Annotated in this window: 12 protein-coding genes and 1 pseudogene; 6 read left to right on the forward strand and 7 right to left on the reverse strand. The window is 73.9% G+C overall.

Annotated elements, in window-relative coordinates:
• Positions 1 to 7 precede the first annotated feature (7 nt).
• The 5 genes and pseudogenes from IF61_RS0104845 to IF61_RS0104870 all read left to right on the forward strand — a co-directional run bounded on the left by IF61_RS0104845 (position 8) and on the right by IF61_RS0104870 (position 6377).
• The gene (locus IF61_RS0104845) at positions 8 to 1576 is read left to right on the forward strand and encodes a sugar ABC transporter ATP-binding protein (protein ID WP_030364971.1); all 1569 of its coding nucleotides are present in this window, start codon (positions 8 to 10) and stop codon (positions 1574 to 1576) included.
• Positions 1566 to 3457 (forward strand): annotated as a pseudogene (locus tag IF61_RS36815) (ABC transporter permease/substrate-binding protein). The gene IF61_RS0104845 and the pseudogene IF61_RS36815 overlap by 11 nt, the downstream one beginning before the upstream one ends.
• Positions 3450 to 4409, forward strand: coding sequence for a ribokinase (locus tag IF61_RS0104860; RefSeq protein ID WP_397945297.1), 960 nt, complete (start codon positions 3450 to 3452; stop codon positions 4407 to 4409). The pseudogene IF61_RS36815 and the gene IF61_RS0104860 overlap by 8 nt, the downstream one beginning before the upstream one ends.
• A gap of 170 nt (positions 4410 to 4579) precedes the next feature.
• Positions 4580 to 5044, forward strand: coding sequence for a hypothetical protein (locus IF61_RS0104865; RefSeq protein WP_030364975.1), 465 nt, complete (start codon positions 4580 to 4582; stop codon positions 5042 to 5044).
• Positions 5045 to 5108: 64 nt separating this feature from the next.
• A complete protein-coding gene (locus IF61_RS0104870; protein WP_052392398.1) occupies positions 5109 to 6377 on the forward strand; it encodes a cytochrome P450 family protein in 1269 nt (422 codons plus the stop codon).
• Here the strand turns inward: IF61_RS0104870 and IF61_RS0104875 are convergent.
• From IF61_RS0104875 to IF61_RS0104910, 7 genes are all read right to left on the reverse strand, one after another.
• Positions 6337 to 8451 carry a SpoIIE family protein phosphatase gene (locus tag IF61_RS0104875; RefSeq protein WP_030364977.1) on the reverse strand — a complete coding sequence of 705 codons (2115 nt, stop codon included), beginning with the start codon at positions 8449 to 8451 and terminating at the stop codon, positions 6337 to 6339. The two genes, IF61_RS0104870 and IF61_RS0104875, sit on opposite strands and share 41 nt — an antisense overlap.
• Before the next feature lie 99 nt (positions 8452 to 8550).
• Positions 8551 to 9138, reverse strand: coding sequence for an ATP-binding protein (locus IF61_RS32015; RefSeq protein ID WP_052392399.1), 588 nt, complete (start codon positions 9136 to 9138; stop codon positions 8551 to 8553).
• A 180-nt stretch (positions 9139 to 9318) separates the two neighbouring features.
• Complete coding sequence (locus IF61_RS0104885) at positions 9319 to 9969, reverse strand: DUF4360 domain-containing protein (protein ID WP_030364979.1); 651 nt, start codon at positions 9967 to 9969, stop codon at positions 9319 to 9321.
• Between the two features lie 608 nt (positions 9970 to 10577).
• On the reverse strand, positions 10578 to 12575 hold the full coding sequence (locus IF61_RS0104895; RefSeq protein ID WP_030364981.1) for an ABC transporter ATP-binding protein: 1998 nt from the start codon (positions 12573 to 12575) through the stop codon (positions 10578 to 10580).
• A 544-nt stretch (positions 12576 to 13119) separates the two neighbouring features.
• On the reverse strand, positions 13120 to 14064 hold the full coding sequence (locus IF61_RS0104900; protein WP_078659966.1) for a D-alanyl-D-alanine carboxypeptidase family protein: 945 nt from the start codon (positions 14062 to 14064) through the stop codon (positions 13120 to 13122).
• A 218-nt stretch (positions 14065 to 14282) separates the two neighbouring features.
• Positions 14283 to 15047, reverse strand: a complete 765-nt coding sequence (locus IF61_RS0104905; protein ID WP_030364983.1) for a CbtA family protein — start codon at positions 15045 to 15047, stop codon at positions 14283 to 14285.
• Between the two features lie 21 nt (positions 15048 to 15068).
• Positions 15069 to 15296 carry a CbtB domain-containing protein gene (locus IF61_RS0104910; protein ID WP_030364984.1) on the reverse strand — a complete coding sequence of 76 codons (228 nt, stop codon included), beginning with the start codon at positions 15294 to 15296 and terminating at the stop codon, positions 15069 to 15071.
• 298 nt (positions 15297 to 15594) lie between these two features.
• Here IF61_RS0104910 and IF61_RS0104920 point away from each other — a divergent pair, with 298 nt between their 5' ends.
• A complete protein-coding gene (locus tag IF61_RS0104920) occupies positions 15595 to 16218 on the forward strand; it encodes a histidine phosphatase family protein (RefSeq protein WP_030364985.1) in 624 nt (207 codons plus the stop codon).
• Positions 16219 to 16223 lie beyond the last annotated feature (5 nt).

The raw sequence follows: 16223 nt of genomic DNA on the forward strand, positions 1-16223 counted from the left end.
GCAGCGCATGACCGGCGTCGACGACGACGTTCCGGACGGCCGCGAGCTACTGCGGGTCGAGGGCGTCACCAAGGCGTTCCCGGGCGTCCGCGCCCTGGACGGCGTCGACCTGAACCTGCGCGCGGGCGAGGTGCACGTCCTCCTCGGCGAGAACGGCGCCGGCAAGAGCACCCTCATCAAAATGCTCGCCGGCGTCCACCGGCCCGACACGGGCCGCGTCCTGGTGGCCGGCCGCGAGGTCGCCGTCCGTTCCGCGCAGGACGCGCAGCGGCTCGGCATCGCCACCATCCACCAGGAGTTCAACCTCGTGCCCGGCCTGACGGTCGCCGAGAACATCTTCCTGGGCCGCCAGCCGCGCACCCGCCTCGGGCTGATCGACAAGCGCACCATGCGGGCGCGGGCCGCGGAACTCCTGCGCCGCGTACGCCTGGACGTCTCCCCCGACGCCCCGGTCGCGGAGCTGGGCATCGCCCGCCTGCAGATGGTGGAGATCGCCAAGGCCCTGAGCCTCGGTGCCCGCGTCCTGATCATGGACGAGCCGACGGCGGTGCTCACCTCCGAGGAGGTGGGCACGCTCTTCGGCATCGTCCGCGAGCTGCGCGACAGCGGCGTCGGCATCGTCTTCATCACCCACCACCTGGAGGAGATCGCGGCGCTCGGGGACCGGGTGACGGTCCTGCGCGACGGCCGCTCGGTCGCCGAGGTGCCCGCCGGCACGGACGAGGACGAGCTGATCCGGCTGATGGTCGGCCGCGACATCGCCGAGCAGTACCCGCGCGAGCGGCCCGCGGAACCCGGCGCGCCGCTCCTGCGCGTGCGCGGGCTGACCCGCGAACCCGCCTTCCGCGACGTCGGCTTCGACGTCCGGGCCGGTGAGGTCGTGGGGCTCGCCGGCCTGGTCGGCGCGGGCCGCACGGAGGTGGCGCGGGCGCTGTTCGGCGTGGACCGCTACGACGCCGGGACCGTCGAGGTCAGCGGCGAGGAGCTGGCGCGCGGCGACGTACGAGCGGCGATGCGGGCCGGGCTCGGGCTCGTCCCCGAGGACCGCAAGGGCCAGGGCCTGCTGCTGGACGCCTCGCTGGGCGACAACCTCACCCTGGCCCGGCTGGAGCGGGACACCCGGGGCGGCTTCGTGGACCGGCGCGGCCCGCGGCGGGAGGCGGCAGCGGTCGCCGAGCGGCTGAAGGTGCGCATGAGCGGCCTGGAGCAGTCCGCGCGCACCCTCTCCGGCGGCAACCAGCAGAAGATCGTCATCGGCAAGTGGCTGCTGGCCGGGGCCCGGCTGCTGATCCTCGACGAGCCGACGCGCGGCATCGACGTCGGCGCGAAGGTCGAGATCTACCGGCTCGTCAACGAGCTGACGGCCGCGGGCCACGCCGTGCTGATGATCTCCAGCGATCTGCCCGAGGTGCTCGGCATGAGCGACCGGGTCCTGGTCATGGCCCAGGGCCGGATCGCCGGGGAACTGGCGGGTGAGCGGGCCACGCAGGACGCGGTGATGCAGCTGGCCCTGCGGCCGGCGAACGGCGGCAACACGTACGAAGTGAGCGCGATGGAGGGCTCCGATGTCGGCTGAGGTGCTGCGGGCGCCCGGGGGTAGCGCCCTCGGGCAGTGGTTCGCGAGGGCGGTGCTCCGCAACGGCCCGCTGGGCGGGCTGGTCGCCCTGGTCCTGGTGATGGCGGTGCTGTCCCGGGACTTCCTGAACGGGCAGAACCTCCTCAACGTGGGCGTGCAGGCGTCGGTGACGGCGATCCTGGCGTTCGGCGTCACGTTCGTGATCGTGTCGGCGGGCATCGACCTGTCCGTCGGCTCGGTCGCCGCCCTGTCGGCGACCGTCGTGGCGTGGTGCGCGACGACGGAGGGCCTGCCCGTCTGGCTGTCGGTGCTGCTCGGCCTGGCCGTGGGCGCGGCGGCGGGGCTGGTCTCCGGCGCCCTCGTCGCGTACGGGAGGCTGCCCGCGTTCATCGCCACCCTGGCGATGCTCTCGGTCGGCCGCGGCCTGGCCCTCGTGATCTCCGGCGGCTCACCCATCGCCTTTCCCTCCGCCCTCGGCGGGCTCGGCGACACGCTCGGCGGCCGGCTGCCCGTGCCCGTCCTCGTGCTGGCCGCCATGGGAGCGGTCGCGGCGCTGATCCTGGCCCGTACGTACACCGGCCGTGCGATGTTCGCGATCGGCGGCAACGAGGAGGCGGCCCGGCTGTCGGGGATCGACGTCCGGCGCCGCAAGCTCGTCATCTACGCGCTGTCGGGGCTGTTCGCCGCCGTGGCCGGCATCGTGCTGGCCGCCCGGCTGACGTCGGCGCAGCCGCAGGCCGCGGTCGGCTACGAGCTGGACGCCATCGCTGCCGTCGTGATCGGCGGGGCGAGCCTGTCGGGCGGCTCCGGCAAGGTGTCCGGCACGCTGATCGGTGCGCTGATCCTCGCGGTGCTGCGCAACGGGCTCAACCTGCTGAGCGTGTCGGCGTTCTGGCAGCAGGTGGCGACGGGCCTGGTCATCGCGCTGGCCGTGCTGCTGGACACGCTGCGCCGCCGGAGCGCACGATGAGGCGGCGGGTGCTCGCCGTGGCGGCCGCGCTGGCCGCGTCCCTGTCCCTGTCCGGCTGCGACCGCGGCGGGAACACCGACCTCGGGCTCGCCCTGTCGACGCTGAACAACCCGTTCTTCGTCGGCATCAAGGAGGGCGCACAGGCAGAGGCGGAGGCCCGCGGCCTGAAGATCAACATCACGGACGCGCAGAACGATCCCACCCAGCAGATCAACCAGATCGAGACGTTCACGAGCCAGAACGTCAAGGCCGCTGTCATCAATCCGGTCGACTCCGACGCCGCGGTACCGGCCGTGGGCGTGGCCAACCGGGCGAAGGTGCCGGTGATCTCCATCGACCGGGGCGTGAACGGCGGCCGGGTCGGCTCGACGATCGCCTCCGACAACACCGAGGGCGGCCGGCTGGCGGCCAGGACGCTCGCCGCGTCCCTCGGCGGCAAGGGGAAGGTCGCGTTCCTGGAGGGCCAGCCGGGGACGTCGGCGGCGCGCGAGCGCGGCAAGGGCTTCGAGGAGGGCATCAAGGCGTACCCGGGCATCGAGGTCGTGGCCCGCCAGCCCGCCGACTTCGACCGCACCAAGGGCATGGACGTGATGGCGAACATGCTCCAGGCGCACCGGGACGTCGCGGGCGTCTTCGCCGCGAACGACGAGATGGCGCTCGGCGCGGCCAAGGCCCTGGGCTCCGCATCGGGCAAGAGGGTGAAGGTCGTGGCCTTCGACGGCACGCCGGACGGGATCGCCGCCGTCCGGGCCGGGACGCTGACCGCGACCGTCGCCCAGCAGCCGCGGCTGCTGGGCCGGCAGGCGGTGGACTGGGCGGTGAAGGCGGCGCGGGGCGAGCGGCTGCCGGTCCGGGTGAAGGTGCCGGTCGTGCTGGTGACCAAGGAGAACGCGGACGGATTCGATGGGTGACGACAAGATGCGGGACGAGATGCGCGAGAAGACGTACGACGTACTGGTGGTGGGGTCCGCCAACGCGGACCTGACGGTCCGGGTGGAGCGGCGGCCCGGCGCGGGCGAGACCGTGCTGGGCACGGATCTGGTCGAGTCGGCGGGCGGCAAGGGCGCCAACCAGGCCGCCGCGGCGGCCCGCCTCGGCGCCCGGACGGCGCTGCTGGCCAAGGTCGGTGACGACGCGTTCGGCGAGCTGCTGCTGGCCGGGCAGCGCGAGGCCGGCACGGAGCTGCGGCACGTGCTGGTCGAGGCGGGCGCCCGGACGGGCACGGCGATGATCGTCGTCGGCCCGGACGGGGACAACAGCATCGTGGTCTCGCCGGGCGCGAACGCCCGGCTCCTGCCGGAGGACGTCGAGGCGGCGCGGGACGTCATCGCCGCCTCGGCCGTGGTCTCCCTGCAGCTGGAGATCCCGCCCGCGACCGTGCGGGCGGCCGCCGAGACCGCCCGCGACGCGGGCACGCGCGTCGTGGTCAACCCCTCGCCGGCGCCGGACCGGCTGGACACCGAGGTCCTCACGGCGGCCGACCCGCTGGTCGTCAACGAGCACGAGGCCCGGCACCTGACGCAGCTCGTCGACGGCACGCCGGACGCGTGGGCCCGCTCCCTGCGCGACCAGGGCGCCCGCTCGGTCGTGGTCACCCTCGGGGCCGAGGGGGCGCTCACCCTGGACGCGGGGGCCCGGGAGACGGTGGCGGTGCCCGGCATCGAGGCCGAGGCCGTCGACACCACGGGCGCCGGGGACGCCTTCACGGGTGCGCTCGCGGCCCGGCTGGCCGCCGGCGCCTCGCTGGCCGGGGCGGCGCGCTTCGCCGTACGGGTCGGCGCCGCGTCCGTGACCCGGCCGGGTGCGCAACCGTCGTACCCGACCCTGGCGGAACTGCCCCCGGAGCCGGGACAGTTCACCTGATTCCCGGCATGGAACCGTCACCCGCCGGGATGAACCGCCGTCCCCGGCGGGTGAAGTCTTCGTGACGGGAATTGTGCGGGCGCCATACGCCGGGTGGGGTGAACGCACCGGGAGTGGGGTACGTGGGTGCCCGACCCGTCCGTACGAGCCGGAGGTGCCCGATGCGTTTGATGCGCCGCCAAGCCGCCGCCGTGGCTGCTGCTGCCGCCGTGGCCGCCACTGCCGCCGCCGTCGCCCTGCCGTCACCGCAACCCGCCGCGGCCGACGGGGAGAAGACCCTCGCCTGGACCGCCGTCCACCGCACCGGGAGCCCGCCCGAACACCCCAGGGCGGGCGACACGTGGGCCGTCTACGCCGACCTGCAGGGCCCGTCCGGCGAGCCCGCCGGGGACGGCAGCGCCGTCTGCACGGTCGTCCTCACCCGGTACGAGGGCGTGGTCGCCCAGTGCCGGTACGTGCTGCGGGGGACGGACGGCACCCTGGTCCTGGAATCCATGGAGAACCGCTTCGGCCGCGGCCCGTACCGCACCGACGCGGCCGTCGTCGGCGGCACGGGAGCCTACGCGGGCGCCAAGGGCCAGGTGCAACTCACCGTCGAGAGCCGGCGCACGCTCTACCAGGTCCGCCTGAAATGACCCCGGCAAGGCCCTGAGACGACCCCGGCAAGGCCCTGACCGGCGCCCGTCCTACGCTCGTACGATGGACACCGCCGAGACCACCGGGGCCGCCGGGGCCGCAGACCCTGCCGCCCTCCCGCGCCCGTTCGACGCCGCGTTCTTCACCGATCCCTACCCGGTCTACGCGCGGCTGCGGGCGGCGGGTTCCGTGCACCGGATCGCGCTCCCCGACGGCTCGCCCGCCCGGCTCGTCACCCACGAGGCCGACGTGCGGGCCGCGCTCACCGACCCGCGGCTGTCGGTGAACAAGGCGCATTCGGGCAGCGGTTACAAAGGCTTTGCCCTGCCGCCCGCCCTCGACGCCAATCTGCTCAACATCGACCCGGCCGACCACCTGCGGCTGCGCCGCCTGGTGTCGAAGGGCTTCACTCCGCGCCGCGTCGAGGAGCTGCGCGGGCGCGTCCGGGCCACGGCGGACCGGCTCGCCGACGCCCTCGCCGGGCGCATCGCGGAGGAGGGCAGCGCCGACCTGGTCACGGAATTCGCCAATCCGCTGCCGCTGACCGTCATCGGCGACCTGCTCGGCGTGCCGGAGGCGGACCGGCGGCCGTTCTCCGCGGACGTGGGCACGATGTTCGCGCCCGAGCACCCCGCGCAGGTCGGTGAGGCCGTGGACCGCATCCACCGCTTCCTGCTGGACCTCGTCGCGGTGCGCCGGGCCGCGCCCGCGGACGACCTGCTGTCCGCGCTGATCGCCGCGCGCGACGACGGCGACCGGCTCGGCGAGGACGAACTCGTCTCCCTGGCCTTCCTGATCCTGATGGCGGGCAGCGAGAACGCCCAGCACCTGATCAGCGGCGGCCTGCTGACCCTGCTCGGCCACCCGGACCAGTTGGCCGAGGTGCGCGCGGACCCGTCACTGTGGCCCGGGGCCGTCGAGGAACTGCTGCGCCACGGCCACCCCAACCAGATGGCAGTCCGGCGCTTCCCGGTCGAGCCGGTCGAGCTCGGCGGCGTCCGCATACCGCCGGGCGACACCGTGCTGCTCTGCCTCGCCTCCGCCCACCGGGACCCGGACCGCTACCCGGACCCGGACCGCTTCGACATCCACCGCGAGGACAAGGCCCACCTGGCCCTCGGCCACGGCATGCACTACTGCCTCGGCGCGCCCCTCGCCCGCATGGAGATCCGCATCGCGCTCGCGGCCCTGCTGGACCGGCTGCCGGGCATCGCCCTCGCGGTCCCCGCCGGCGAGCTGCGGTGGCGGGCGTCGTTCCGGTCGCACGCGCTGACGGCGCTGCCGGTCACGGTCACGGGACGGCAGGAGGCGCCGGGACCGCCCGGGCGATGAGGAGGGCCACGTCGTCCTGGTCGTTGCCGGGGCGCAGGGACGTCAGGAGGAGGTCGCAGGTCGCCTCCAGGCCGGCGGGGGCGTCCTCCAGGACGGCGAGGAGGGCTTCGAGGCGGGCGTCGATGGCCTCGTCGCGGGTCTCCACCAGGCCGTCGGTGTAGAGGACGAGGCCGTCGCCGGGCGCGAGGTCGACGGCCGTGTTCTCGAAGGGGACGCCGCCGACGCCCAGCGGGGCCCCGGCGGGGAGGTCGACGAGGGCCGGGGGGCGGGCGGGGCGGAGGTGGACGGGTGGGAGGTGGCCGGCGTTGGCCACGCAGCAGCGGCCGCTCCGCGGGTCGTACACGGCGTACAGGCACGTCGCGATCATCTGGTCGAGACCACTGGCGGTGTGGTCGAGGTGGTGCAGCACCTGGGCCGGGTCGAGGCCGAGCTGGGAGAGGGTGCGGGCGGCGGTGCGCAGCTGTCCCATGGCGGCCGCGGCGTTGATGCCGCTGCCCATGACGTCGCCGACGACCAGGGCGCTCTTCTCGCCGTCCTGCGGGATGACGTCGAACCAGTCGCCGCCGACCCTGCTGGCGGCGCCGGCGGGCTGGTAGCGGAAGGCGATCTCCAGGCCGACGGGGTCCTGGGGCCGCTGGGGCAGCAGGGTGCGCTGGAGGGTGAGGGCGGTGGCGCGCTCGCGCTGGTACCAGCGGGCGTTGTCGATGGAGACCGCGGCGCGGGCGGCGAGCTCGGCGGCGAGGGCGGCGTCGTCCTCGTCGAAGGGGCGGGGGTTGCCGATGCGCTTGAGGTCGAGGGCGCCGAGCACCTCGCCGCGGGCGATGAGCGGCACGGCCATGTAGGAGTGCAGGCCGGCGCGGGCGAGCAGGCGGGCCGCGTCGGCGTCGCGGGCGATCTCCGGCAGGTCCTCGGCGTGCACGCGGGACACCCTGACCGGGCGGCCGGTGCGCACGCAGCGGGCGACGAGCCGGTCGTGGTCGTACTTGGCGATCCGGCCGGGCGGGTCGGCGGCCCGTACGGCGTCGGCGCAGGCCGCGGCCGTCGTGGCGTCCGTGCCGCGCGCGGCGGCGACGGCCAGGGCCCGGAAGACCGCGGCGCGGCCCGCCGGGGCGCCGGTGCGGTCGCCGTCGACGACGCTGTCGAGGACGTCGACGGCCGCGACGTCGGCGAGCCGTGGCACCACGACCTCGGCGAGCTCGCGCGCGGTCTGCTCCAGCTCCAGCGTGGTGCCGATCAGCACGGAGGCGTCGGCGATGAGCGCGGTGCGGCGGCGGGCCTCCTCGTTGGCGCGGTGGCGGTCGCTGACGTCGACGAGGGAGGTGGCGACTCCGAGGATCTGGCCGCCGGGGTCCTCCAGGCGGTAGTACGAGACGAGCTGGGCCTGCTCCTCGCCGGCGCCGCCGCCCTCGTGGCCGACGGCGAAGCGGTCGAGCAGCGGGGTGCCGGTGGCGAGGACCTCGCGCATGGCGGCCTCGATGGCGCCGGTGTCCGCGCGGGGCAGCACCTCGCGGACGGTGCGTCCGGTGCACTGCTCGGCGCGCAGGCCGTAGATGCGTTCGAGGGCGGGGTTGACCATGACGTAGCGCAGCGCGGTGTCGAGGACCGCGAGGCCGATCGGGGACTGGGTGACCAGGCCGAGGGAGAGGGCGAGGTCGCGCTCGACCTTGCGCAGGACCTCCCGGTCGGTGGCGATGCCGAGGGCGAAGAACTCGCCGTGCCGGTCCTCCAGGCGTACGTTGCGGAACTCGACGAGCCGGGTGCCGCCGTCCTTGTGCCGGGCGGGGAAGACCACGGCGAAGGTCTCGCCCTCGCCCATGACCTCGGCGAACAGCTGCAGCACCGCGTCGACGTCGTCCTCGGAGACCAGCAGCCGGGCGGCGTACTGGCCGAGCGCCTCGGCCGCGCTCCAGCCGAAGAGCTGCTCGGCCTGCGGGCTCCACAGCACGATCCGGCCCTCGCGGTCCAGCACTCCGGCGGCCACGCCCAGCACGTCCAGCAGGCTGCCGGGCACGTACGGCGCGCGGCCGGAGGTCTGCTGGACGGGGCGGGCCCCGAATGCGTCGGTCGCGCCCATCGAGGACCTCCTTCCGCCCGCCGCAGCGACTCCATGGTCTCTCCGAACCGGGCGGGTGCGCCTCCGCGGGCGGTCGGGCGACGGCCGTGACGGGGCGCGCTAAGGGAAGCGGAGGGTGAACCAGACGGTCTTGCCGTTGCCGGAGGCGTGGTGGCCCCACTGGGCGGCGATCTGCTCGACGAGCCACATGCCGCGCCCGTTCTCGCTGTCGGGCCCGGCCTCGCCGCAGCGGGGCAGGTAGCCGCCCGGGTCGGTGACCTGGGCGACGAGGTGGCCCTCGCCCCGGCTCAGGACGAGCTGGATGCCCTGGGGCGTCCCCGGCACGTGCACGACGGCGTTCGTGACGAGCTCGGAGAGCAGGAGGGCCGCGTCGTCGGCGAGCTCGTGCAGGCCCCACTCGGCCAGCAGCGCCCGGGAGAACCGGCGGGCGGCCGCGACGGAGCGCTCCGTCGCCGGGAGGGCGAGGGCCTGGGTGGCGCGGCCGGGCGGCCGGGTGCCGGGCGGCAGGCCGGGGTGGGGATGCCGCCGGGAGAGCGGGCCGTGCATGCACAGGGGGATGTGGGGGCCCCAGGGAGCGGGAAGCTTCCGCGGGGAGGCGGCCCAGAGGGCGATCGCCGGGTCGGTGGCGCTGGTGAAGGCGTCAGCCGAATGCAAGGGGCTCGCGGTGTCGCGGCTGGTCGCATACATGTGGCTCACGTGCAATCGGGATAGCGCTGAGGGGCGCTGGATGTGGTTCCCCCCACAGTCGCCTGCTTTTCGCCAGAGGTCTATACCCACTTGGTCACGGTGTCCGAGCGGAGTGCTATCACCGCAGGTGGGGGTCGGTGAGGGCGGCGCAAATTCGCGCCGCCCCGGTGAGCGGCGCCGCTACTTCCTCGGGCACTCCTTCCAGGCCAGGTGGTAGATGGTGTTGAGGTCACCGTCGGTGGAGTCCATCGTCATGAAGCTGGTGGTTCTGGACGGGTCGGAGCTGCCCGCGTTGACCCGGAGCTCCGTGTTGATGTTGAAGTTCCGCTTCTCGCCGCAGGGGGCCCAGACCAGCGCGGCCACGTCGACGCGGTCGGTGGCCTGCCAGTTGTCCGCGTAGTTGCCGCGGAAGGTGTGGCTGATGGGCGTGGTCACGGAGGACCCCTGGAAGTAGTACGAGGCCTTCTCCGTGCCGCTCGCCCCGGGCTCCAGCTTCGCGTAGCCGCGGTAGTCCGCGCTGGCGATGGCGTACGTGAAGCCCTGCGGGACGTGCACGATCAGGTTGAGCTGGCAGTTCTTGCGGAAGTCGGTCGGCTTGGACCCCACGCCCACCTGGGCGAGGTAGTCGCTGTAGGTGACCGTGAAGGCCGTGTTGTCGGGCGCGACGGCCACCGCGGCCGTGCCCGCGGGACAACCGGAGCCGTTGACCGTGGCGATCTCGATCACGATCTTGTCCGGGGGCGGATTGACGATGATCGACGCGTCGTACGTGGATATCGGTGAGGCGAACAGTGCCGCGAGCGCGGCTCCTGCGATAAGGCCACCGGGCATGGCTCTCCAATCGGTTGTCCTCGGAATGAGCGACTTTCATTTCGGCCGGGATCCCGGAGGACACCGGACCGGAATGGGTGGGAGCATGGTTCGGTTAGGACATGGACATGCCATGTCCTGCCTCCCAAGAACCCCTGGGGACGGGGAGCGTTCGAATGGTAGGAGGCGCCACCCGAGTGCGCCAGACTCCGCGTAGGACAACCGTTCCCCGGTTCCCGTCACCCGGCGGAAGCCCAGGTGGACGGGGGCGGCGGGCCGTCACAACCCCGCCGCGCCTGTAGACACTTGCTCAATACAGGGAAAACGGCGGCACCGGGCCGCACCCGGAACCGTGAATTCACCCCGATTTTCCCGGCGCCCGCCGGCGGCCACGGAAGCGTTCCGGAATTCGGGCGGGCGCCGGGCGTAACCCGGAAGGGCCTCAGGGCGTTCCCCTTAGCCCGGGAAAGGCCTGGCCGAGATGGACACAGAGCATGGAGATGAGAACCGCGGCCGTGATCACACCCAGGCACCCCAGCACATCGCGCAGGGTGCTCGCCAGCGGGCCCAGCCGCTCCGGCGCGGCCGGCAGCGGCGCGGGTGGGGCGGGCGGGGCGGCCTCGCGGTCCTCAGGTCTGGGCGGGCTGTGCATGGGGCGAACTCGTGCGCCGGGCCTTGGCGGTGGCCGCGGAGGGAGCGGGAGCCGGGCCGGGGGCGGCACCGGCGGCGGACTGCTGCGCACCCACGCCGTACTGGGCGGCCTGGAGCTCGTACATCGACCGGTACAGGCCGCCCTCGACGGCCATCAGCTCCTCGTGCGTGCCCTTACCCACCACCCGCCCGTGGTCGAGGACGTAGATGAGGTCGGCGGTGGCCGTCGCGGCGAGGCGGTGGGTGATCAGCAGGACGGTCGTGCCGTCGTCGGTCAGCGTCCGCAGCGACTGGAACGCCTCGGCCTCCGCGCGCGGGTCGAGGGCCGAGGTCGGTTCGTCGACGATCAGCAGGGGCGCGCGGCGGTAGCGCGCGCGGGCGCTGCCCAGGCGCTGCCACTGGCCGCCGGAGATCTGCGTGCCGCGCTCGAAGCCCTTGACCACGAGGCTGTCCCACTGGTGCGGCAGGGACGAGACGACGCCGGTGGCGCCGGACTCGGCGGCCGCGCGCTCGATGCGGGCCTGGTCCGGGGGCGTTCCGGGGCGGCCGATGTGCACGTTGGCGCGGGCGGTCATGGGCCAGCGGGGGAAGTCCTGGGAGAGGACGGCCACGTGGTCGAAGAGCTGGTCGCGGTCGGCGTCGCGGATCTCGACGCCGTTCCAGTACAGGTGCCCGGAGGTGGGCAGGTACAGCCCGGCCACCAGCTTGGACAGGGTGGTCTTGCCGGAGCCGTTCGCGCCGACCAGGGCGACGACCTTGCCGGGCGGGACGGTCAGGCTCACGTCGCTGAGCGCGGCCGCCGGGGCGCCGGGGTAGACGAAGGTGACCTTCTCCAGCCGGATCTCCTTCACGCCGCGCGGCAGCGGCGTGCCGCCCGCGGGGATGGCGTGGCGCTCGGCCTCCGTGCAGGCGCGCTCCAGGTCGCCGAGGTACATGGCCTCCTCGTAGAGGCGGTTGGTCTGGGTCACCAGCGCGGTGAGGCTCGCGCCCGCGGCCCGTACGGCGATGACCGCGGTGCCGGCGACGGCCAGCGGCATCCCGCCGGAGGCGAGCAGCAGCCACAGCACGCCGTAGACGGCGAGCGCGCCGCCCCCCGAGAGGGCGGACGCGGCGCTGCGCGTGACCGCTTCGGCGCGGGCGAGGCGCTGCTGCTCCTTCTCGACGGTGGCGGCCATGTCGTCGTAGGCGCCGACGAGCATGCGGCCGGCGCCGTGCACGCGGATCTCGGCGGCGGTGTCGTGGCCGGTGAGCGTGGAGGTGATGACGGAGATGGCTCGCCGGTGCTCGATCCAGGCGTGCCGGGAGGCGTACTGGCGCCGGGCGGTGACGACCGCGCCCCAGCCCTTGGGGGCCGCGACGAGGAGGAGCATGAAGACGAGCGAGGGGTGCAGCAGCGCGAGCACTCCGGCCGAAGCGGCCAGTCCCACGAGGGCGTTGACGACCGTGACGGACGAGCCGATCATCAGGCGGACCGAGTCGGTGCCGAAGCGGCCGGCGTCGAGGAGGCGGTGGAAGTCCTTGTCCTCCAGCACCGCGAGCTCGACGCGGACCGCGCCGCGGTAGAAGCGGGCGGTGCACACCCGCTCCACCTTCGGCTCCAGCTGTCCGGCGGCCGCCAGGGAGACCGCCGAGAGCAGGGCGGTGGCGGCGGCGACGGACGTGACCGCGAGCAGCGAGGGCAGGGCTTCGCGCAGCCGGGCGGGGGTGGGGCCGGCGGTGAAGAGGGCGGTCAGGGCCCGGTTGGCGGCGACCAGCCCGAAGGCGCGGGTGAGGCCCTGGCCCAGTTCGGCGCCGAGCAGCGTGCACAGCGCCCGGGGGTCCTCGTGCCAGGCGGCCCGGGCGACGGTGGCGACCATGGCGGGCAGCTGACGGGCCATCGCCCAGAAGGACAGCCGCAGCAGCGGCCGCTCGTGGGTGACGAAGGCCTTGTCGGGCCGCAAGGCACCGCCGAACAGCAGGAGTTCACTTTCGGACACGGGGAACGTGCGCGGCGGACGCCGCGCGGAGGGCGTCACCGTGGCTCCGGTGCGCGGTAGGCTCGCGGGCCGGTCGCGGGCGCGGCGGGTGGCGCGCCGTGTGACGCCGCGGGGGACGCGGGGCGGGACATGGAAGCCTCCTGAGGGCGGTGGGGCTGGCCGGCGGGTGCGGGCAGGGAGGCGCTGGTGCTTGGCGGCGAGACGCGTCGGTGAACCGATCCGCGCCAAGGGCATGGCCGAGGGGCACGCCGGGGCTGCGGTACGCGGCGGCGTGCCGTGGGAGTCGGACTGAGGGTGGTGGACGGGACCCCGGCGGACGGCTGCTCGTCCGGTGCCGTCGGGGTGTCCGCGGCTTTCCGGTGCCCGTTTCCGGACAGGTAGGACTCTAACCGCCCCGGCCCGCGGGAGAGTTCGCCAACCCACAGTTCCCCGCAGACTGTTCACTCGTTCAGGTATAAACAACCGCCGGTTCCCAGGAGTTGATAGAAGGCGAGCCCGGACCCCCGACGGGGTCCGGGCTCGTGAGCTCGGGGGGGGCGGGCGGTCAGTCCTCGTGCGCCGCGGAGGGGAGCCGGCGCAGGTTCAGGGGCGTGTGCTTCTTGAAGGCGTAGTCGAGCATCTTCGCGGCGTCCGGGTAGCGGTTCGCGGCGTCGTTGAGGATGACGCCGACGACGGTGCGGCCGCCGTTCCGCGCGGCGAACACCAGGCAGGGGCCCGCGGAGGAGGTGGTCCCGGTCTTGACGCCGGTGACGCCGCCGTACGAGCCGAGCAGCTTGTTGGTGTTGTACCAGGTGTAGAGCCGGTTGACGTTCTTGGCCTTCTGCTGGGTGTTCAGCGCGCTCGTGACCGTGCGGAAGGTGCTGTTACGCAGGGCGTGCAGGGAGAGCCTGGCCAGGTCCTGCGGGGTGGAGTAGTTCCGGCCCGCGGAGGAGATGCCGTCGAAGGAGTCGTAGTTGGTGCCGCTCAGCTTGAGCTGACGGGCCTTGGCGTTCATCTTGGCCACGAACGACTTCGTGCGGGCCTCTTCGCCGGGGCCGGTGCCGAAGGCGTCGGCGAGGGCGTAGGCGGCGTCGCAGCCGGAGGGGAGCATCAGCGCGTAGAGCAGCTGACGCGCGGTCAGTTTGTCGCCGGTGCGGAGGTCGGCCGTGCTCGCTTCGGTGCGCTGGACGTAGTCGCGGTAGGACTGCTTGATCTCGATCTGCCGGTCGAGGTCCATGCCCGGGGTGTCGAGGACGACCACCGCGGTCATGATCTTCGTGGTGCTGGCCATGGGCCGCCTGACCGTCGCCGCCTTGCCCCACAGGGAGCGCCCGGAGCGGGCGTCCATCAGGTAGGCGCCCTTCGCGCCGACCGAAGGGCCGGGTGCGGCCTGCGCGGCCGGTGCCGGGAGGGCGGCGGCGACCGCCGCGGCCGTCGCCGTCACCGTTGCCGCCAGGGGCGCTCCCCACGCTCCCCGGCGGCGGTCCTGCTCTCCCCCACGTCGCTGCATCAAGGCTCCATTCCTCGGGTGTCGGGTCGGGGCGAGCGGCATCGTCGCACCGGGCCGCGCGGGGGAAGAAATCCGAACCCCTCACGAGTGAACGGGACTTCAGAGGCTGACGGGACGCGCGGCGGTGGCTGTGGTACGAGGAAGAGCCCGTCCGGGTGACCCGGGCGGGCTCTTCCTCTCAGCGCGGCGATGCAGGGTGGCCGGTCGCGGGCCGCTGCTCAGCTCGCCGGCGCCGCCGTCCGTGCCTTCTCCCCCGGCGCCCCGGCCCGGGGGGCCAGGAGCCGCTCGGCGAAGTGGCCGAAGACGAGGCCGAATCCCGTCCACAGCAGGAGCTGCATGGCGAGGGCCGACAGGCGGAACTTCCAGAGCAGGCCCGCCGGGAAGTCGTCGGGCAGCTCGTTGACCGAGGGCAGGAACGCGTAGGCGAGGCCGACCGCGACCACGAAGGCCGCGCCCGCCGCGACGGTGGCGTTCCAGTTGCCCAGGCGGGGCGCGAGGCGCTTGCCGAGGATGACCGCGGCGACCGCCAGCAGGACGCTGAGCGCGATCATCAGGAAGTACAGCGCGGTGCGCTTGCCGATCGTGTCGGGGTCGCCGACGGACGGCGGGTTCGCCGGGTACTTCAGGAACGGCACGAGGTAGACGGCGACGAGCGCGCCCAGCGAGACCAGCGCGGCCGTGGCCCGGGGGCCGAAGCGGCCGATGCGGCCCAGCGCCACGCAGAACACCAGCGAGGCGATGCCGCCGAGGGCGACGCCGTACACGAGGATGCCGGTGGCCAGCCCGGCGGTGGACTGCATGGTGCGGCTGACCGGGTCCTCACCGCCGCCGTGGTCGTGGGGGCTGTGCGCCTCCTCGAAGGCGATGGCCGAGTCCACATGGGGCTCACCCAGCAGATAGGCGACGACGAGGGCCAGGACGCCGGCGGCGAGGCCCGCGAGCATGCCGCGGACGAGCAGGGCTCTGACGGAGATCGAGTTCACGGTGGTACCCCCGGCCGGTCGTCAGTGGCAGGGGAAACCGAGCAGGTGGCGCCCGTCGTGAACCCACTCGTGCACGTTCTCGCCGGAGATGACGGAGGTGGCGCCCTGCTCGGCACCGACGAAGTACAGCAGGACGAGCATGAGGATGCCGACGAAGAGCGCCCACGGGGCGATCTCCTTCAGCGAGATGGGCGCTACCGCGGGTATGGCGGTGGACGCAGCGGGGGCCGGAGCGGCGGACTGGGCCATGGCAGAACCTCCTGGGAAAACACGCGTCCCAATAATCGGGGCCTAGGACGACAGTGCGGGGTCTGACTTCCCTGCGGGCGTTCCGCCGGGTACACAGTGGCGCGACCGTGCCGGGTTCTCACCGGACTTCCGTCACACCGTCGTCATTGCCACGTGACCGTACCGCGCGCCGGTGGCCTGCGCCACGGCGTACGGATGCGCACCCCGGCGCGCGGCCCCGGCAGTGTCCGTGATCTGCTGATTCGCGGCGGACACCGCCCGTTGACAGGCCCGTCGGCCAAGGGAGATGACGACCACCATGACCGTCCGTGTGATGCTGATCTCACCCGCCGCAGTCGCCGCGCACGAGGCCCGGTTCGGGGGCGACGGCCCGCTCGACGCGGCGGCGCTGCGCCGTACGAGGGCGGCCGGACGGCTGCCCGCGGCGGGCCGGGTGCTGACCGCGCCGTCCCCCGGCTGCCGGGAGACGGCGGCGGTCCTCGGCGCGGATGCCGCCGAGGCCGAGCCCGCCCTCCGCGACCTCGACGCGGGCCGCTGGCGGGGCCGGGAGCTGATGGACCTCGGCGCCTGCGAACCGGAGGCGGTCGCCGCCTGGTTGACGGATCCGGGTGCGGCGCCGCACGGCGGCGAGTCGGTGCGGGACGTCATCGCCCGCGTCGGGAAGTGGCTGGACGGCCTGGAGGACGGCAGGATCCTGGCCGTCGCCGCCCCGGCGGTGATCCGGGCTGCGGTGGTCCACGGCCTGGCGCTGCCGGCGCAGTCGTTCTGGCGCCTCGACGTCCAGCCCCTGTCCCTGACCGAACTGACGGGCCGCGGCGGCCGCTGGAACCTGCGCTGCGGGGTTCCGCTGGCGCAAGGGCAGGAAGGAACCGAGGGCGATCGAGGTCACCCCACCTCGCCTGCGGGAACGCAAAGTTCTTAGGCTAG

Source organism: Streptomyces roseoverticillatus, from assembly GCF_000719265.1.
GTDB classification, from domain to species: Bacteria; Actinomycetota; Actinomycetes; order Streptomycetales; family Streptomycetaceae; genus Streptomyces; species Streptomyces roseoverticillatus.

Coding starts and splice junctions, on each gene's coding strand:
- IF61_RS0104845 (WP_030364971.1), top strand. CDS start 8: ATGACCGGCGTCGACGACGACGTTCCGGACGGCCGCGAGCTACTGCGG.
- IF61_RS0104860 (WP_397945297.1), top strand. CDS start 3,450: ATGGGTGACGACAAGATGCGGGACGAGATGCGCGAGAAGACGTACGAC.
- IF61_RS0104865 (WP_030364975.1), top strand. CDS start 4,580: ATGCGCCGCCAAGCCGCCGCCGTGGCTGCTGCTGCCGCCGTGGCCGCC.
- IF61_RS0104870 (WP_052392398.1), top strand. CDS start 5,109: ATGGACACCGCCGAGACCACCGGGGCCGCCGGGGCCGCAGACCCTGCC.
- IF61_RS0104875 (WP_030364977.1), bottom strand. CDS start 8,451: ATGGGCGCGACCGACGCATTCGGGGCCCGCCCCGTCCAGCAGACCTCC.
- IF61_RS32015 (WP_052392399.1), bottom strand. CDS start 9,138: ATGTATGCGACCAGCCGCGACACCGCGAGCCCCTTGCATTCGGCTGAC.
- IF61_RS0104885 (WP_030364979.1), bottom strand. CDS start 9,969: ATGCCCGGTGGCCTTATCGCAGGAGCCGCGCTCGCGGCACTGTTCGCC.
- IF61_RS0104900 (WP_078659966.1), bottom strand. CDS start 14,064: ATGCAGCGACGTGGGGGAGAGCAGGACCGCCGCCGGGGAGCGTGGGGA.
- IF61_RS0104910 (WP_030364984.1), bottom strand. CDS start 15,296: ATGGCCCAGTCCGCCGCTCCGGCCCCCGCTGCGTCCACCGCCATACCC.
- IF61_RS0104920 (WP_030364985.1), top strand. CDS start 15,595: ATGACCGTCCGTGTGATGCTGATCTCACCCGCCGCAGTCGCCGCGCAC.